An 18365-nucleotide genomic window follows, 5' to 3' on the forward strand; every position below is an offset into this window, starting at 1 on the left:
AGCAAAAAAAATCATTTTTAATCCAATTAATCTGTGGCAAAATAAATTAGTGCAAATTCGGGAATTGCTTCGCCTGTTCGCTATCGCTCGGGTCGTGGCTAAAAAAACTAAGCGCTCAATCGAATTGTCTTTCTAAACTCAGACGGACTATAGCCTTTTTGTTTTCTGAAAAACTTATTAAAATGGCTTTCATCCGTAAAGCCAAATTCATACGCAATTTCATTAATACGTTTCTCACTAAATTGCAAACGGTGCTCTATCAGTTTCGTTTTATAATTACTGATATATTGTTGCATGGTTTCACTAGCATGTTTCTTAAAATAACGACCTAAATAGGTATTCGAGATTCCGAAATAATCACTAATTGATTCCGCTTTGATTTTTTCAGGATAATAGATATTGTTCTGAATATATTGTAGAATATCCATCGCTTTAGCCTCAGTATTTATGGTTACTTGTTCAGGCAAGTATTTCGCGATATTTCTCGCCACAATAATGATTAGCGTATTCACTAACTGCTGAATCAATTCCTGATTGTAAACATCTTTATCCTGATGTTCTCGGCAAATTGCTTCAATCATTACTTTTACCAAACATTTATCAGGATCATTTTTAAGAATACAGCCCGGCTGATGATTGGCATTTTGAAGTATATATTCTAATCGCTGAATATTTTCATTTTGCAGGCTCGAGTTTTTCAAATAAATGTCATTAAACCTTAAAAAGAAAAATTTCGTTTTGGTTTCAATCGTAAAATTATGACAATCTTCTGGTGTCAATAAAAACAAATGCCCAGGATCATATTCAAAAATATTCTTATTAATACACTGCCTTCCCGTTCCTTCCAGAATATAAACCAATTCGAAAAAATTATGACGATCTCCAACGTCTGGATATTCATTCAGCGTTTCAAAAGAAACCGTAAAAGGTTCATATAAGTTTTCTTTTTTCATAATTCCATTTTATTTGAAGATGCAAATATACCTAAAAAAGACAAATATATACCAAATAAGAATCATAAAAACAGTATAATTTTGCCTCATCAATTTTAAACATAAAAAATCACAATCATGGAATATAGAAAACTAGGCAACTCAGAACTTGAATTATCAGCTATTACATACGGCGCTTTTGCTATTGGCGGAACTATGTGGGGCGGAACAGAAAAGAAAAATTCAATAGCATCTGTCCAAGCTTCAATCGATCACGGCGTTACCACAATCGACACCGCTCCTTTTTACGGATTTGGTTTAAGTGAAGAAATGATCGGTGAAGCTATAAAATCTTACGACCGCTCTAAAATTCAACTACTTACCAAATTCGGTTTAGTTTGGGACGGAAGCAACAACGGAAAAGGTGATTTCTTCTTTGACGCTGACGACAACGGAAAAAAAGTTCCAGTATATAAATACTCATCAAAAGCAAACGTAATTAAAGAAGTTGAGGAAAGCTTAAAACGTCTTCAAACCGATTATATCGATTTACTGCAAATTCACTGGCCAGATTCAACAACTCCAATTTCTGAAACAATGGAAGCTGCAGAAAGCCTAATCAAACAAGGAAAAATTAAAGCTTTTGGAGTAAGCAATTACAACGTTTCACAAATTCAAGAAGCACAAAAAACAATTCAAGTCGCTTCAAATCAAGTCGCTTACAGTATGTTGAACCATAAAATTGAAGAAGAACTAATTCCGTTTACAGTTGCAGAAAACATAGGAATCATTGCTTACAGTCCAATGGAAAGAGGTTTGTTGACTGGGAAATATTTCACAGACAGTAAATTAAAAGAAAACGATCACAGAAACGGATATTTCAATCAGTTTGATCTTCAAAAAGTAAAAACTTTAGTTGAAGAATTGAGTTCTTTGGCACATTCAAAAGAAGCAAGCTTATCACAATTAGTTTTACGCTGGACATCATTACAAAAAGGAATTTCAATTGTTTTAGCAGGAGCCAGAAACGCAGACCAAGCCATTTCAAATGCTAAAACAATGGATTTCGATTTATCAGCTTCAGAATTAGAATTCATCAATCAGGCAATTGCTAAAATAAAATAATTCTACTTTTAAACACATAGAGACATAGTTCCACGCAATAACAATCTATGCCTCTATGTGTTTAAAAAAATCTCAAAAATTAAATACTTAGAATTTGGGCGTGTCCCAATCCCGATAACTATCGGGAGGGCTATCCGTTACAATCTTTTGTGCCGAACCCAGGCACAAAAGGATTTCCACTCCTATCCCTCACGCACACATTTTCAAAAGAAACAACAGTAAAATGAAAAAGATATTTATAATTAACGGTGGACAAAAATTTGCCCATTCAGGAGGAAAATTCAACAAAACAGTACAAGACTGGACAACCGAATTTCTTTCAAAAAGCAACGAATACGAAATAAAAACAACTCACGTAGAAGACAATATCGATCTTGACCAAGAAGTAGAAAAATTTGTTTGGGCAGATGTAATCATTTACCATACACCTGTTTGGTGGTTTCAACTTCCAAACCTTTTCAAAAAATACATAGACGATGTTTTCACAGCAGGTCACAACAAAGGAATTTACAAGAGCGATGGAAGAAGCCGTGTAAATCCAGACATCAATTACGGAACCGGCGGGCTTTTACACGGACGTAAATACATGCTTACCACAAGCTGGAATGCTCCAGCAACGGCTTTTACACTTCCGGGAGAATTCTTCGATCAAACTTCGGTTGATGACGGCGCAATGTTTGGTTTCCATAAAATGAACAAATTTACAGGAATGGAACGTATAGACGGATTCCATTTCCATGATGTTGAAAAAGGCGCTACACCAGAAAATATCGTTATCTTTAAGGAGAATTATACGAAACATCTTGAAGAAACCTTTAAAAACCTATAATTATGATTTCGATTACCGCAATTTTAAAAAGTAAACCAGAACATTTACTTGAAATTCAAAACCTTCTGACACATCTAGTAACAGAAACTAGAAAAGAAGCTGCATGTATTCGTTACGATTTACACACTTCAGAAAATGTTTTTATTCTTTGGGAAGAATGGAAAGACCAAATTGGTTTAGACTTACATAACAACCAATCTTACTTAAAGGATTTTATCCAAAAAACCGAAAATCTTGTTTCAAGCCCAATTCAGGTTTACAAAACTGCACAGATTTTATAAGTTGTTTGCCACGAATTACACAAAATTTCACAAATTCTTTTTTATTTAGAATATAAAATTAGTGCAATTCGTGTAATTTGTGGCGAAAAAATAATCCTACATAATTATTCAGAAACATAAAAACTTATGAGTCATTATCATCTTGCCGAAATTAATATTGCCAAAATGAAAGGAGTCGACATTAACGACCCAATTATGAAAGAATTTGTAGATAATTTAGATGCAGTAAACACTTTAGCCGAAGAAAGCGAAGGTTTTGTTTGGAGATTAAAAGATGAAACTGACAGTTACAATGCCACAAGTCTAAATCCGTACAATGATGAGCAAATTATCATCAATGTATCAGTTTGGGAAAGCATTGAAACTTTGGAGCATTATATGTACAAAACTTTTCACAGTGAATTTTTGAGACGCCGAAAAGAATGGTTTCAGAAATTCGGAAAAGCGCATACAGCCATGTGGTGGATTCCAAAAGGAGAAATTCCAAGCATGGTAGAAGCTGTAGAAAAATTAGATTACCTACAGAAAAATGGCCCTTCAGAATTAGTTTTTGACCTTAGAAACAAATATCCTGCACCAAATAAAGACAAAACAAAAGCAAAATAAAATTCTTTATTTCGCTTTTGTTTTGTTTACAAATACTCTTTGACAGATTAAGATCTTTTCGTCGCAATATCAAATATTCGGCAATAATTTCCACCTCCAATTTTAGCAATCTCTTCTTCTTTAAAACCCGCCTTTAGTAAAGATTCAACAACGGTATAATAAAATCCCTGTTTCTCAATTCCCCAAGATTGGTTAGTTCCTTGTGGCCCTTGCTTTTTATTAGTATTTTGCCCTTTTTGATCGTTTTGTTTTTGGGGCTCTTCCTTTTTATCTTCTGGTTTTTTATTATCTCCTTGTCCCCATCCTTTATCATTTGGAGAACGATAAGCTGGAGTCAGTTTAGTATCAGTTCCAATGCAAACATGATCGACACCAACTACGTCAACCATAGCTTTTATATTATCTGCAAATTCAGTTGGTGAATCAGCGAGATGTGTCCAAACCCCAATTACACTGCCGTGATCTGCTACAATTTTTGCCTGTTCTTTACTTATAAGTCTTGGCATCATCATTTTAGACATAAATTCATTTGTTCCAAGACGGGTATTTAAACCTGTATGCGAAACTAAAACAGGTTTCTTAGCAACTTTTAAAGCTCCGTTTACCGTATTATCATCACAATGCGACAAATCGACCAAAATACCTAGTCTTTCACATTCTGTAATTGTTTCAGCTCCAAAAGAAGTAAGGCCACCCCATTGAGGCGTTTTTGTAAAAATATCACCTAACGGAACAGAAGCATCATTGTCATGAAGCAAACCTAAATGCCTTAAACCTCTATCGTAAGCAACCTGCAAACGCTCAATTTTGCCTTCTAAAAAATGTCCGCCCTCGACAGATTGAATTACTATAGGCTTTTTATTTTTATGAGCGCCTTCCAAATCAGCGTAATTGAGAGCGCGTTTCATATTATTAGCAATTAATATTTCATCCATTGCAGTTAACCCATTTAGAAATCTTTCGTAAGCATCTCCCGGATTAACTAATTTCTGATAGTCAACGGCAAAAGTCATACAAATTGCAGATAAGCCCGATTTCTGCATTTCACCAAACAAATCAACTTTTGGGCCTGGCAGCTCCGATTTTATCAAAGGAACATCAATGTGATTGTGTGTATCGATTCCAAATGTTCTTGCAACAATAGCAGCAACTCTAGGATCTTGCTCAGTTGTAGCCCAAGACAAAAGCGGATTTAACATTAAAGCTGCTCCCGCTCCACTCATTGTAAACAGAAAACTTCTGCGATTCCATTGTTGATTATTGCTCATTTTAAATGTTTAAGTTGTGAAAGAAAAAATAGAACTTGATTATACAAAACAACACTTTTTTTCACTTCATCAATCAATTATTATACAGACAGAAACATAAAACCGACCAAAAACAAAAATCAAACGATTAAACTTTTATTTTATTCCTCCAAAAGCGCCAAAGCACATGTTTTTATGTAAAATTTCAACTTTTGAAAAACCTACTTTTTTCATTAAATCCAATTGATAATTCATCGATCTTGGAGAATCTTCTTTTTCGATATAATTCAAAACTTTCTGGCGGTACTCTGCCCCTCCAATTCCTTCTAAATATTCGCCATAACGCTGCCAAGTATATTCATTTAATAATTCTGTGTCTTGTGTAATTAAATCCGAAATCATGAAACAACCGCCAGGTTTCAATAATTTAAACAATTTAGTAAAAGTCGTTTCCCAATCCTGATCGTCTCGCAAATGATGCAAAACTGCACCTGCCAAAATGATGTCAAAACTATTTTCTTCTAAATCTATTTCGCGAATATCGCCTTGTTTTGTTACTACTTTTCCGTTGGTTTCAGCTGAAACCCTTTGAAAAGCACGATCTAGCATTGGCAAACTCAAATCGACCAAAGTGCAATTTAAATTTGGCACTTTAGATAACATTTTTAAAGTATAATTTCCGGCTCCGCAGCCAACATCTAACACATTTTTAGCCTTCGGAACAATACGTTTTGAAGCTTCGGTTATTAATTCTAAAGAAATAGTAGCATCTATTGTTGCTACTTGTCCCGTTTCTAAATTTGAAAATCGTTCGACATCATTGTCAAATCGTTCTTTGATTTCTTTAATAGTTGATTTTTTCATGGTCTTTTGTTTTTTTGAATCTCTCGCAGATCAAGCAGATTGAGCGAATCTTTTTGCTATTATATGATTGGATATTATTATGATTAAGAATGATTTATCTAAAAATTAATAATCTGCTTTATCTGCTCAATCTGCGAGAGAATTATTTTTTGATTTTTCAAAATTATTCTTTTAATAAATACTTTAAAAATACTATTTTTATCAATTAACAATACTTTAAAAGTATCATGGAATTACGTCATCTAAAATATTTTTTGGCTGTAGCCGAAGGACTAAACTTTACCAAGGCCTCAGAAAAACTCTTTATTTCTCAACCTCCCTTAAGCCGACAAATAGCTGAATTGGAAGAAGAGCTTCAAGCAAAACTTTTCATTCGAAACAACAAAAAAGTAGAACTCACAGAAGCAGGAAAATATTTTGAAAAAGAAACAAAAGACCTCTTCCTGAATCTTGAACGCATTTCACTCAAAACAAAAAAGATCGCAGAAAACGTTTCGGGCGAATTCAGAATTGCTTATATCAGTTCGATTTATTCAGCAGTAATTTCAGATTTAATAAAACATCTTAAAGCACAATTTCCTTATGTCAATTTTAAACTTTTTGAAATCTCAACCACAAAACAAATCGATGCTTTAGAACAAGGAAAAATCGAAATGGGAATTATTCGATCACCTATTCAGTCACCTAAAATTAAATCAGATTTATGGTTTAAAGACGGATTTTCATTGGTTTACAATAAAAAATCTGTTCAGATAAAATCAGAAAATGAGATTTTAAAACTGAAAAATGAAACATTTGTGTTTTTTAATAAAGATTACGCACCACATTATCATGAAGTTTTATTAGAACTTTGTGCTTTTTATGGCTTCACACCGAAAATCATTCACGAAGCCAATAACATCAACTCCATCGTACAATTAGTTAAAAATGGATTAGGAATCTCGATTGTTCCTTCCAACATTGCAAAAAACAATCAAGATTCAGAGATTGGTTTTATTGAACTGAAAAAGGTTAATTTAAAAACAGATGTTTCGATTATTACATCAAAAGAAGATGATTCTGAGATTACTCGATCTGCTGTTGCTTTTTTACTGCTACAAAGACGTTAAGGCAGGAAGTTTTTTTTTGCCACAGATTAAAAGGATTTTCTCTCATTTTTGTCATTTCGAGGAACGAGAAATCTCCGCAAGTAGCTCCGTTCCTATAAGCCAATCTTTGTAGAGCTTCGTGCGGAGATTTCTCGTTCCTCGAAATGACAAACTGTATGAAAAACATCTTTGTAATCTGCCTAAATCTTATAAAATCTGCGTGAAATAAAAAAAATCCTTTTCAATCCTTTTAATCTGTGGCAAAAAAAAACTTTGCGTCCTAGCGCCTTAGTGGCCATAACAAAAATTCGTTACAAATTAGTACAGAAATCCATATTATAAAAAGAGAACTTTTAAATATCTTAGCAAATTCAAATTCTACAATAAAATTTCAATATAAAATGGCTGAGCAATCTTCTATTCAGTGTCCAAACTGCGGAACTCCTATCGACGTAAATGATGTTTTAAAACATCAATTAGAAGACAGTATCCGTAAAGAATTTCAACAAAAAGCGACTATTCAAAATAAAGAATTAGAGCTTAAAAACGAACAATTGGATAAAGCCAAAGCCGAATTTGAAGCCAAAAAGAAACAAGAAAACGAACTTTTTGCCGAGCGTTTGGAACGTGAAAGAAAAATTGCGGAAAAAGAAATTTCTGAAAAACTAAAAACCAAACTTGAAGAAGAAAACAAGGACCGTTTGCTTTTAATGGAAAAAGAACTCTCTGAAAAATCGGAAAAAATCAGGGAATTAAATAAAATGGAAGGTGAAATCGCCAAGTTACAGCGCGAAAAACTGGAAATGAAAGATGCCATTCAAGCCGAAGCCGAAAAGCAATTAAACGCTCAATTGACTTTGGAACGCGAAAAAATCAGAAAACAAGAAGACGATAAAAACGAATTGAAATTCAAAGAACTTCAGAAACAGCTAGAAGAACAAAAAAAGCTAACTGAAGAAATGAAACGCAAGCAAGAACAAGGTTCAATGCAATTGCAAGGTGAAGTAATGGAATTAGCTATCGAAGAATGGCTGGCAAACAACTTTCCTCTTGACAGTATTGACGAAATTAAAAAAGGCGCAAACGGCGCCGATTGTCTTCAAGTTGTAAACACAAGAGAACACCAAAATTGCGGTTCTATTTATTACGAAAGTAAAAGAACAAAAGCTTTTCAGCCTTCTTGGATCGAGAAATTCAAAAACGATATTAGAACTAAAAGAGCCAATATTGGTGTTTTGGTTACCGAAGTTATGCCTTCTGGAATGGATAGAATGGGAATGCGCGACGGAATCTGGATTTGTACGTATGAAGAATTTAAAGGTTTAAGTGCCGTCTTGCGTCAATCGTTGATTCAGATTAATCAAGCCGTTCAAGCACAGGAAAACAAAGGCGATAAAATGTCGATGTTATATGATTTCTTAACGAGCAACGAATTCCGTTTACAAATTGAAGGAATTGTAGAAGGATTCACTACGATGCAAAATGACCTTGATTCTGAAAAAAGAGCCATGCAGAGAATCTGGAAACAGCGTGAAAAACAAATCGAAAAAGTAGTTCACAATACTTTAGGAATGTACGGTTCGATTCGCGGTATTGCCGGAAATGCAGTTCAGAGTGTGAAAGCTTTGGAATTGGATTTTATTGAAGGCGATGATGAAGAGGAAGAAACTAAGGAATTGTTTGAGTAAAATCACTGGTGAGAGCAACGAATTCAACACAAAAAATGCGATAAAAATCTGCTCAATCTGCAAAATCTGCGGGAACAAATAATAATCAATCAACCTTTTTAAAAACAGCCAATTTCCCAGAAGGATTAGATAAAATCAATTGATTATTCTCAATCGAATAAGTTGTTGTGCTTTGCAACGCCTTACTAAATTCTACTTCTTTATTTCCTTGCGGGCAGGCCATTAAAGTCGAAATTACCTTTGTAAATCTTAGCAAATCCTTTTCATAAAAAATAGAACCGCTAATCGCATTACAACCTCCGTAACCAGAAAATCTATTTTCAGATGAATTAATTTCAATTCGAGGCATTTCTTTTTGAAAATCAGTTGCAAAAACCTTATAACCATTTAGTTCTTCCAAAACCCAAATATCATGAAGACGATAATCGGTTAAATATTTTCCGCAGCCGTTTACTTTTTTCGTTTCTAATTCTGAATTATTTTTTATTTCGACTTTTACACTATAAGGAGAAATCGAACCAGACATTGAATCTTGGCAATCTAACTGCTGAATTGTTATAGTTGCAGAAGCTGTTTCGTTACTTACTTTATACATTTTCACATTCGCATCCATTGCTCTAATAGCTTCCACAGCGGGAAAAATGACTTTTTCTTTCCCAGGTATTAATGATGTAAAAACGATTTCCTCATTCCCTATTTTGATTCCCCAAAACGGTTCGTTTCCTGTTCCTTTAAAATAATATTTTAAATCTTCTTCTGTAGAACTTGTCGAACCCGCTTGTGCAGTTTCTTTATTTGCTGTCGTTTTACAGCCTATCATTAAAAATGATAACAACAATAATGAGAGTACTTTTTTCATGAGATCTAAATTAAAAATGTTCTTCTTCGTAAAACATCTATAAAATTCTTATGAATTTACGACATTTTTTTGAAACGCTTATTTAGAATCCTTTCAAATTTAAAAAAACTAAGTACGACAAAATCATTCGTAATCCGCACTACGTAAAAGATCAAAGTAAAATACGTAGTAAAAAAATTTCTATATACTTAAAAAAAACAAATTTATTACGTATTTTTATAAGTATAAATACTTATATTTGCATAATAATACTTAATTAAAGAAATCATGATTAGAGTAATAGTAGTTGGAAACGGCATGGTTGGTTATAAATTTTGCGAAAAGTTTGTTGCAAAATCAGGACAGGAAAAGTATCAAATCACTGTATTTGGTGAAGAACCAAGACGCGCTTATGATCGCGTTCACTTAAGCGAGTACTTTGGAGGAAAAACGGCAGACGACCTATCTCTTTCAACAACCCAATGGTACGCAGAAAACAATATTATTCTAAACACTTCTGAATTAATTACAGATATTAACCGTACAGAAAAAACAATACATACTCATTTAGAAAAAACGCATACGTACGACTACTTAGTTTTGGCAACCGGTTCTTCGGCTTTTGTTCCACCAATTGAAGGTGTCGAAAAAGAAGGTGTTTTTGTATACAGAACCATCGAAGATCTTGATGCGATAATGGCTTACGCCAAAAAAATAAAACAAAAAGGTGCAACTGAAGCTGCTGTTTTAGGTGGAGGTTTATTAGGTCTTGAAGCGGCAAAAGCCGTTAGAGATTTAGGATTGAATCCGCATGTGGTGGAGTTTGCCCCACGTTTGATGCCGAGACAATTGGATCAAGGCGCGAGTGATATGCTACAAGCTAAAATTGAAGAATTAAACATCGGAATTCATCTCAACAAAGCAACACAATATATCGACGGAAAAGAAAGTATAACAGGAATGATGTTTGCAAACGACGAATTGTTAAAAGTAGACATGTTGGTTATTTCTGCCGGAATCAAACCTCGCGACGAACTGGCTAGAGTTTCAGGCCTTGAAGTTGGTGTACGAGGCGGAATTGTGGTAAACAATGAAATGCGAACATCAGATCCTTCTATTTTTGCGATTGGCGAAGCAGCGCTTTACAACCAAAACATTTACGGATTGGTTGCTCCAGGTTACGAAATGGCCGATGTTGCTGCAGAGCAAATTTTAAATGGTGATAAAACCATGAGAGAAACCATCGATATGTCGACTCAATTGAAATTAATTGGTGTTGAAGTGGCAAGTTTTGGCGATCCTTTTATTGAAAACAATGACGTTACCGCTATTATTTATGAAAATAAATTAAGCGGCGTTTATAAAAGAATCAACGTTACCAAAGATTCTAAAAAACTTTTAGGCGGAATTTTAGTTGGAGATTCTAGCGATTACAATTCCCTTTTCCAGATTTATATCAATGAAATGGCATTGCCTAAAAATCCGGAAGATTTGATTTTAGGCTCTCGCGATGGTTCTGAAGGTTCAAGTTTAGGAAGCGTTATGGATTTGCCAGACACCGCCGTAATTTGTTCTTGCGAAAATGTGACCAAAGGTGCAATCTGCTGTAAAGTTCTAGACGAAAGCTGTTCTTCCCTTTCAGATGTTGTAAAAGCAACTAAAGCAACTTCGGGTTGCGGAGGCTGTAAACCAATGGTTTCAGATTTGGTAAAAGCGACTCAAAAATCTTTAGGAAAAGAAGTAAAAGAAGTTATCTGTGAGCATTTCAATTATAATCGTCAGGAATTATTCGATTTGGTAAAAATCAATAAATACGAGAATTTCTATGATGTTCTGGATCATCACGGAAAAGGCGATGGTTGCGAAATCTGTAAACCAGTTGTCGCTTCTATTTTCTCTAGTATTTATAACGATACGGCAAATAAACACGTTACAACGCAAGATACAAACGATAGATTTTTAGCCAATATTCAACGAAACGGAACGTATTCTGTAGTTCCGAGAGTTGCCGGAGGAGAAATCACTGCTGAGAAATTAATTGTAATTGGTGAAGTTGCCAAACAATTCGATTTGTACACTAAAATTACAGGAGCGCAAAGAGTCGATTTATTCGGAGCACATTTGAGTGATTTACCAAAAATCTGGAAAATTTTAATCGACAATGGTTTTGAAAGCGGTCACGCTTACGGAAAATCACTTCGTGCCGTAAAAAGCTGTGTCGGAAATGCTTGGTGCCGTTACGGAATGGACGACAGCGCCGGATTTGCCATCGAACTAGAAAATAGATATAAAGGAATCCGTTCTCCGCATAAACTAAAAGGCGGTGTTTCGGCCTGCATTCGCGAATGCGCTGAAGCACGCGGAAAAGATTTCGGTTTAATCGCCGTTGAAGGCGGATGGAATTTATACATCGCAGGAAATGGCGGTGCAAATCCAAAACATGCCGTTTTATTAGCTGAAAAAATCGACAAGGAAACGGTTATTAAATACATGGACAGATTTTTAATGTATTACATCCGCACCGCTGGCCCGCTAATCCGAACTTCAACTTGGTTAGAAAAACTAGACGGAGGTTTAGAATATTTAAAAGAAGTTATTATCGAAGACAGCCTAGGAATCTGCGAAACTCTCGAAGCCGAAATGCAGACTTTAGTAAACACTTTCGAATGCGAATGGAAACAAGTGCTGGAAAAACCAAGATTATTAAAACGTTTCAATCACTTTATAAACTCAGAAGAAAAAGACGATAATGCTGTTTTTGTTCCGCTAAGAGATCAAAAAATGCCAAAAGCTTGGACTTAAAAAAATATCTTGCCACAAAGACACAAAGTCGCAAAGTCAAAATAAAAAAAACTTAAAGAAAAAAACTTAGCGTCTTTGCGCCTTCGTGGCAAAACACCATAAAGCTCCAAAAAAAGAAAAAAAATCATTAAACGTTTGCTGTCCTTCTTACCCTCTTTTTTACTGCGCCATCAAATCTCTCTTGATTGTAAAAAGAGGGCTAAGAAACAGGAAATCAAAACTCAATCAAAATGGAAGAAATCTTAAATCAATACGAAACAGTTCATGCGAGCGATGCTACAATTTGGTTCAAAGCAGGTAAAGTAGAAGATTTTCCAACCAACCGAGGCGGATGCATCAAATACAAAAACAAGCAAATTGCCATTTTCAATTTCACCCGTCGCAACGAATGGTACGCTTGCCAAAACGCCTGCCCGCACAAAATGGAAATGGTTTTGTCAAGAGGAATGACAGGTTCCGCCGATGATATCCCGAAAATCGCCTGCCCAATGCATAAAAAGACTTTTTCTTTAGTTGATGGTTCTAACTTAAACGACGAAGAATACAGCATTGCAACTTATCCCATAAAGATTGTTGAAGATGAAGTTTTTGTTGGTTTCATAGACTGATTTATAGGCCACAGATTACACAGATTAAAAGGATTTTTTTTCGCCACGAATTTCACAAATTACACTAATTTAATTCGTGGAGATTCGTGAAATTCATGGCGAAAAAAATTTACACAAGATTAAATCCAAAAAATCCTTTAATCTGTGGCAAAAAACAAAAACAATAATTCGTGCTAATTCGTGAAATTCGTGGCGAAAAAAAACTTAATTCCGTATCTTTGAAATTCTATTATCAAACCAAAAAATGACTACACCTTTTCAAAAAGCAAGCGAATGGATTGATGCCGAAAACGCACAAGACCCAAACATCGAAACCGACCAAAACAAAGAATATCCAAAAGAATTATTGTATTCCAACAGGATGTACGAAAGACTGATGCAGTTTGAACCCAATGCATCCGAAGAAATCCAAATCGCATCAAAAGCACAACACATCTGTAGATGGAAAGTAGCTCGAGAATCCTACCCAATGGATCGTGTTGGTTATTTGAAATGGAGAGAAGAATTAAAAAAATTCCACGCAAAAACTACTGCCGAAATACTAGAAAAAGCAGGTTACGATCAGACTTTTATCGATCGTGTATCGTTTTTAATAGAGAAAAAATTACTTAAAAAAGATCACGAAACACAATTATTAGAAGATGTAATTTGCCTTGTTTTCCTTGAATATTATTTAGAACCTTTCGTTCACAAACACGACGACGAAAAACTAAAAAACATCATCAAAAAAACCTGGGATAAAATGTCGGACAAAGGACATCAAGAAGCCTTAAAAATCAACTATTCTGAAGAAAATCTAAATCTTATAAAAGCTTCTTTAGGACTATAATTCATATGAAGAAAAGCAATCAGGAAGAAGACAAAATCACGTTCAAAAATTTACGCCGTCTGTATTTTTTTGCGCTTCTTACTATTGCCTTAACTATAATTGTGAGTCAGATTTTAGTGCAATACAATCTGAATCAGCAGTTAAGCGACTCTAAAATCATTAATTTCTCGGGAAAACAACGAATGCTGAGCCAGAAAATCGTCAAAGAAGTTCTGATTCTGCATTACGTTTCTGATACCGCTTCCATCAAACAAATTTCGCATTTAAATGAAGTTTTAGCGCTTTGGAAGAAAAACCAAAATGCGCTCGAAAATGGCAGTGACAGCTTGGCTTTTCCAAAAGAAAAATCAGAAACACTTTCTAAATTATATCTCGAAATCAATCCGATTTTCAATAAAATTGCACAAACAACTGATTCCTTTTTACTGAATGTAAAGCAGAAAAAAACAACTGTTGAAAACCAAAAATTCGTAAACATTATTTTAGAAACCGAAGGCGTTTTCCTTTCTAAAATGAATCAAATCGTAACCCAATACGATCTCGAAGCACACGAAAAAGTAACCGAACAACGCCGAATAGAATATTGGATTTTCGGGTTCACGCTTTTGGTCTTACTTTTAGAATTCCTTTTCATTTTCAGACCTACAAATAAAAAAATCGAAAGATTAATTACAAGACTTTTATCTTCAGAAAAGAAAGCTTTAAAGCTCGCTTACGACACAGAAATTCTAAGCGAGATCAAGGAAAATTCGGTTAAAGAATTAAAATCGCTCAATTACGCAATGGAAAATACTTTATTGTATTGCCGAATTGCGCCCGACGGTTCGATCATTCACATCGGAGAAAAATTTGCCAAATTGCTGAATTATACCAAGTTTTCATCCAACAAAAAATTCTCCGAAGTTTTAACCGTCGACGAAAAAGAACAAACCAATTTCGACCGCCTAGTTTTCGAAAAACAAAGAAGTGGCTGGCAAGGCGAAATGAGTATTTTAAATAAAGAAAATGAAACCATTTGGCTAGATTTATCGATGGTTCCGGTAATGATCAAAAAAGACGAACTAGAACTTTTAATCGTTTGCTTCAACATCACCGAACGCAAAAAAGCACAGCGCGAAGTGGAACGTTTGAACCTTGAAAACACAACCGAAAAAATCAATCAGCAAAAGATTATTTCAAGCAAAATTGTTGAAAATCAGGAAAACGAGCAAAACCGAATCGCAAAAGAAATTCACGACGGAATCGGGCAAATGCTTACGGGTTTAAAATTCAGTTTAGAAAGCATCAATCTCGATGACAGAGAAAAATCAGAACAAAAAATTGAATATTTAAAGAAGCTTTCGCTTGACATTATTAAAGGTGTTCGCACAGCTACTTTCAACCTAATGCCACCAGAATTAAGCGATCACGGAATCGTTTCTTCATTGGCAAAACTCACACAAGAACTCTCAAAACTAACCGGAAAAGAAATCCTTTTCTACAACAAAACCGATTTCGACCGACGACTAGATTCCCTAATTGAAATCAACATTTATCGTCTCACACAAGAAGCCATCAACAACGCCATAAAATACGCCGAATCGTCCCATATAATCGTCCAGCTATCCCACAGCGAAACACTTTTAAGCATCATCATCGACGACAACGGAAAAGGTTTCGACATCAATTCTGTCCACAAAAAACGCAACAGCGAATCCGGAATGGGACTTTTATTCATGAAAGAAAGAATCCAATACATCAACGGACGCGTTTTCATGAACTCCATTCCAGGCGAAGGAACGAGAATTACATTCAACATTCCGATTCTCAAATGAGATAATGCGTCAATTAGATAATTAAAGTAATTTTAAACATTATCTAATTGCCACATTGACTAATTATCTAATTATTTTGGGAGAGCCAGTATTAGAAAAAGTGGGCAAACAAACTTTGTCTATATTCGCCCACTTTCCCCAATACTGTCGGGCTATCCGCTCCGCCGGGGCGGATAGCTCCTATCCCACTCGCAAACAATCGTTTTCAGTATATCATCAAGTACTATTTGTCATTTCGAGGAACGAGAAATCTCCACAAGTAGCTCTACAAAGATTGGCGATTTAGATTGTGGAGTTTCTTGTGGAGATTTCTCGTTCCTCGAAATGACAAACTTGATATAAAACTTTCTCAAAATTTAGAGTTTTATCCTTGAAATTTAAAATTCGCAACATTAGAATTTTTAATGTTGGAATTTAAAATCTAAAAAATTACGTATATTAGCGTCTTCTTTATAGATGAATATACGTAAAAATCTAGAATTTAAATTAAGTAAATTATGAGTAATATCATTCGTGTAGTATTAGCAGATGACCATGTTTTTGTTAGAGACGGAATCAAATCTTTACTGGAAAACGAAGCAAACATTGAGGTTGTAGGCGAAGCTATTGATGGTGCAGATGCGCTTGAAGTCGTTGCGTCAACTAAACCTGACTTACTTATAGTAGATATTCGTATGCCTAATCTAACTGGTATAGAGGTAGTAGAAAAACTTAGAAACGAGAAAAATAACGTAAAAATCATAATGCTTTCGATGCACGAATCGGAAGAATATGTATTGAAATCTATAAAAGCTGGAGCTGATGGTTATTTACTCAAAGGTTCAAGCAAAGAAGAATTTTTAAAAGCGCTTCATAGTGTTTCTGCTGGAGGAAAATATTTCAGTGGCGATATCTCTTCTATTTTAATCGGACAATTGACAAATCCGTCTGCATCATTAGAACCAAAACAAACTTTGGGTGAAGAAATGATGATTACAAAAAGAGAAAAAGAAATACTTACGCTTTTATTATCAGGAAAAGGAAACAAAGAAATCGCTGAAGCTTTAGATATTAGTAAACGAACTGCCGAAGTACACCGTTTCAACTTGATGAAAAAGCTGAAAGTGAAAAACTTAATGGAACTTTCTAATAAAGCGACTGAATATTCCTTAATTTAAAATTACGTATAAATACGTAATTATTTTTCAAAAACTGCGTTTTAGCAGTTTTAAACTAAGTTATAGTACTTATTTTTACATAAAAATATAAGTGCTATGAAAACTACAAACTCACTATCGCAATCACACAAGATTTTATTTTTGAACACATTGGCTTTTACAGTGTGTTTTGCCTGTTGGACATTAAATGGAGTTCTGGTAACCTTTTTAGTCGATAACGGAATTTTCCATTGGGATGTTATTCAAGTTGGATGGCTTTTAGGAATTCCAATTTTAACCGGATCAATCATGCGTCTTCCAATCGGAATTCTGACAGATAAATTTGGAGGAAAATATGTTTTTTCACTATTACTACTTCTAAGTTCAATTCCTTTGTTCCTCCTTCCCTACGCCGACAGTTTTTTCATGTTTGCCGTACTTAGTTTTTTCTTCGGAATGGTTGGAACCAGTTTTGCGGTCGGAATTGGATATACTTCAATCTGGTATCCAAAAGAATGGCAAGGGCGAGCGCTCGGAATATTCGGAATGGGAAATGCTGGTGCAGCCATTACAACATTCTTAGCACCATCATTATTAAACCATTTTTCAATAGACGATCCGCAAAACGGCTGGAAAGTATTGCCTGTTATATATGCTATTTCATTGGTAATAATTGGCATTGCCTTTTTAATTTTCGCTCGAAATAAAAAAATAGAAAGCAACGGGAAATCTGTTTCACAAATGCTTACGCCTTTAAAATCACAAAGAGTATGGCGTTTTGGAGCATATTACTTCTTAGTATTTGGATGTTTTGTGGCTTATTCACAATGGCTATTGCCAAACTTCATGAATGTATATCAAACAAGTTTAGTTATGGGAGGTTTATTTGCAACAATGTTCAGTTTGCCTTCAGGAGTAATTCGTGCATTCGGCGGATATTTATCAGATAAATTCGGAGCTAGAAAAGTAATGTATTGGGTTTTGGGTTCTTCAGTAATTTTGAGTGCATTGTTATCAATTCCAAAAATGGAAATCACCACTTCTGGTCCGGGAATTCTAGCTGCTAAAAAAGGCGTTGTAAACGAAATTAGTGATAAAACCGTAAAAGTTGGTGATAAGGAATATCCGATTGCCCAAAAAACAACCAACACTAATGAAAGCACTATTTTTCCAACCACATCAAGTTGGCAAGATGTTGTAGTCGCGCACAATCAAAGCGTGGCTAAAAAAGAACTAATTGCAAGAGGTGTTACTGTGATTAAGTTTGATGCAAATATGTGGGTATTTCTGATTTTAGTAATTCTAATCGGGATTTCTTGGGGAATCGGAAAAGCTGCAGTTTACAAGCACATTCCAGAATATTTTCCAAAAGAAGTTGGTGTTGTTGGCGGAATGGTTGGAATGATTGGCGGTTTAGGCGGATTTTTCGGCCCAATTATCTTCGGATATTTACTAACGGCAACCGGAATCTGGTCTAGTTCATGGATCTTTATTCTAATCTTTTCAACTGTTTGCCTGGTTTGGATGCATTACACTATAACACAACTATCTAAAAAGAAACAAATCAAAGTAAGTAAAGCAAAATTAGAACCTGCATATTAGACTTAGATTAAAAAAAAATTAGAAATATGATTCCAGTCATAGCAAAACATGGCTTTTTCTTCTAAATTTACCTTCG

The 18365-nt window shown here is 34.8% G+C and carries 16 protein-coding genes; 12 read left to right on the plus strand and 4 right to left on the minus strand.

The genetic code is table 11. The annotated features are described in order from the left end of the window. Positions 1-107: 107 nt before the first annotated feature. On the minus strand, positions 108-953 hold the full coding sequence (locus JC605_RS11620) for an AraC family transcriptional regulator (RefSeq protein WP_111285332.1): 846 nt from the start codon (positions 951-953) through the stop codon (positions 108-110). Between the two features lie 117 nt (positions 954-1070). Between JC605_RS11620 and JC605_RS11625 the strand changes: the two genes are divergently transcribed. The 4 genes from JC605_RS11625 to JC605_RS11640 all read left to right on the plus strand — a co-directional run bounded on the left by JC605_RS11625 (position 1071) and on the right by JC605_RS11640 (position 3773). Further along, entirely contained in the window at positions 1071-2057 is a 987-nt protein-coding gene (locus tag JC605_RS11625) for an aldo/keto reductase (protein ID WP_198856344.1), read from the plus strand. Between the two features lie 223 nt (positions 2058-2280). Next, positions 2281-2886 (plus strand): NAD(P)H-dependent oxidoreductase, encoded by a 606-nt coding sequence (locus JC605_RS11630; RefSeq protein ID WP_198856345.1) that lies wholly within the window; start codon positions 2281-2283, stop codon positions 2884-2886. 2 nt (positions 2887-2888) lie between these two features. Then, positions 2889-3167: a putative quinol monooxygenase gene (locus JC605_RS11635; protein ID WP_198856346.1), complete on the plus strand. Its 279-nt coding sequence runs from the start codon at positions 2889-2891 to the stop codon at positions 3165-3167. Positions 3168-3293: 126 nt separating this feature from the next. After that, on the plus strand, positions 3294-3773 hold the full coding sequence (locus JC605_RS11640) for a DUF3291 domain-containing protein (RefSeq protein ID WP_198856347.1): 480 nt from the start codon (positions 3294-3296) through the stop codon (positions 3771-3773). A gap of 47 nt (positions 3774-3820) precedes the next feature. Here JC605_RS11640 and JC605_RS11645 read toward each other — a convergent pair whose 3' ends face one another. Both JC605_RS11645 and JC605_RS11650 read right to left on the minus strand, forming a co-directional pair. Beyond that, a complete protein-coding gene (locus JC605_RS11645; protein ID WP_198856348.1) occupies positions 3821-5041 on the minus strand; it encodes a dipeptidase in 1221 nt (406 codons plus the stop codon). 135 nt (positions 5042-5176) lie between these two features. Continuing rightward, complete coding sequence (locus JC605_RS11650; RefSeq protein WP_198856349.1) at positions 5177-5884, minus strand: class I SAM-dependent methyltransferase; 708 nt, start codon at positions 5882-5884, stop codon at positions 5177-5179. A 227-nt stretch (positions 5885-6111) separates the two neighbouring features. Here JC605_RS11650 and JC605_RS11655 point away from each other — a divergent pair, with 227 nt between their 5' ends. Beyond that, positions 6112-6993, plus strand: coding sequence for a LysR family transcriptional regulator (locus JC605_RS11655; RefSeq protein ID WP_198856350.1), 882 nt, complete (start codon positions 6112-6114; stop codon positions 6991-6993). Positions 6994-7373: 380 nt separating this feature from the next. Beyond that, the gene (locus tag JC605_RS11660) at positions 7374-8660 is read left to right on the plus strand and encodes a DUF2130 domain-containing protein (protein ID WP_198856351.1); all 1287 of its coding nucleotides are present in this window, start codon (positions 7374-7376) and stop codon (positions 8658-8660) included. Between the two features lie 85 nt (positions 8661-8745). On the opposite strand, the gene JC605_RS11665 is transcribed toward JC605_RS11660, so the two are convergent. After that, positions 8746-9519, minus strand: coding sequence for an META domain-containing protein (locus JC605_RS11665; RefSeq protein WP_198856352.1), 774 nt, complete (start codon positions 9517-9519; stop codon positions 8746-8748). A gap of 267 nt (positions 9520-9786) precedes the next feature. Here JC605_RS11665 and nirB point away from each other — a divergent pair, with 267 nt between their 5' ends. The 6 genes from nirB to JC605_RS11695 all read left to right on the plus strand — a co-directional run bounded on the left by nirB (position 9787) and on the right by JC605_RS11695 (position 18289). Continuing rightward, a complete protein-coding gene (gene nirB, locus JC605_RS11670) occupies positions 9787-12300 on the plus strand; it encodes a nitrite reductase large subunit NirB (protein WP_198856353.1) in 2514 nt (837 codons plus the stop codon). Between the two features lie 230 nt (positions 12301-12530). Beyond that, complete coding sequence (gene nirD, locus JC605_RS11675) at positions 12531-12908, plus strand: nitrite reductase small subunit NirD (protein ID WP_198856354.1); 378 nt, start codon at positions 12531-12533, stop codon at positions 12906-12908. Between the two features lie 244 nt (positions 12909-13152). Continuing rightward, positions 13153-13737 carry a DUF4202 domain-containing protein gene (locus JC605_RS11680; RefSeq protein WP_198856355.1) on the plus strand — a complete coding sequence of 195 codons (585 nt, stop codon included), beginning with the start codon at positions 13153-13155 and terminating at the stop codon, positions 13735-13737. Between the two features lie 5 nt (positions 13738-13742). Beyond that, the gene (locus JC605_RS11685; RefSeq protein ID WP_198856356.1) at positions 13743-15551 is read left to right on the plus strand and encodes an ATP-binding protein; all 1809 of its coding nucleotides are present in this window, start codon (positions 13743-13745) and stop codon (positions 15549-15551) included. 497 nt (positions 15552-16048) lie between these two features. Beyond that, positions 16049-16708, plus strand: coding sequence for a response regulator transcription factor (locus JC605_RS11690; RefSeq protein WP_198856357.1), 660 nt, complete (start codon positions 16049-16051; stop codon positions 16706-16708). Between the two features lie 96 nt (positions 16709-16804). Continuing rightward, a complete protein-coding gene (locus tag JC605_RS11695) occupies positions 16805-18289 on the plus strand; it encodes a nitrate/nitrite transporter (protein ID WP_198856358.1) in 1485 nt (494 codons plus the stop codon). Positions 18290-18365: the final 76 nt, after the last annotated feature.

Source organism: Flavobacterium sp. IB48 (assembly GCF_016405855.1).
In the GTDB taxonomy this organism is placed as follows: Bacteria; Bacteroidota; Bacteroidia; order Flavobacteriales; family Flavobacteriaceae; genus Flavobacterium; species Flavobacterium ginsengisoli.

Coding starts and splice junctions, on each gene's coding strand:
- JC605_RS11620 (WP_111285332.1), bottom strand. CDS start 953: ATGAAAAAAGAAAACTTATATGAACCTTTTACGGTTTCTTTTGAAACG.
- JC605_RS11625 (WP_198856344.1), top strand. CDS start 1,071: ATGGAATATAGAAAACTAGGCAACTCAGAACTTGAATTATCAGCTATT.
- JC605_RS11630 (WP_198856345.1), top strand. CDS start 2,281: ATGAAAAAGATATTTATAATTAACGGTGGACAAAAATTTGCCCATTCA.
- JC605_RS11635 (WP_198856346.1), top strand. CDS start 2,889: ATGATTTCGATTACCGCAATTTTAAAAAGTAAACCAGAACATTTACTT.
- JC605_RS11640 (WP_198856347.1), top strand. CDS start 3,294: ATGAGTCATTATCATCTTGCCGAAATTAATATTGCCAAAATGAAAGGA.
- JC605_RS11645 (WP_198856348.1), bottom strand. CDS start 5,041: ATGAGCAATAATCAACAATGGAATCGCAGAAGTTTTCTGTTTACAATG.
- JC605_RS11650 (WP_198856349.1), bottom strand. CDS start 5,884: ATGAAAAAATCAACTATTAAAGAAATCAAAGAACGATTTGACAATGAT.
- JC605_RS11655 (WP_198856350.1), top strand. CDS start 6,112: ATGGAATTACGTCATCTAAAATATTTTTTGGCTGTAGCCGAAGGACTA.
- JC605_RS11660 (WP_198856351.1), top strand. CDS start 7,374: ATGGCTGAGCAATCTTCTATTCAGTGTCCAAACTGCGGAACTCCTATC.
- JC605_RS11665 (WP_198856352.1), bottom strand. CDS start 9,519: ATGAAAAAAGTACTCTCATTATTGTTGTTATCATTTTTAATGATAGGC.
- nirB (WP_198856353.1), top strand. CDS start 9,787: ATGATTAGAGTAATAGTAGTTGGAAACGGCATGGTTGGTTATAAATTT.
- nirD (WP_198856354.1), top strand. CDS start 12,531: ATGGAAGAAATCTTAAATCAATACGAAACAGTTCATGCGAGCGATGCT.
- JC605_RS11680 (WP_198856355.1), top strand. CDS start 13,153: ATGACTACACCTTTTCAAAAAGCAAGCGAATGGATTGATGCCGAAAAC.
- JC605_RS11685 (WP_198856356.1), top strand. CDS start 13,743: ATGAAGAAAAGCAATCAGGAAGAAGACAAAATCACGTTCAAAAATTTA.
- JC605_RS11690 (WP_198856357.1), top strand. CDS start 16,049: ATGAGTAATATCATTCGTGTAGTATTAGCAGATGACCATGTTTTTGTT.
- JC605_RS11695 (WP_198856358.1), top strand. CDS start 16,805: ATGAAAACTACAAACTCACTATCGCAATCACACAAGATTTTATTTTTG.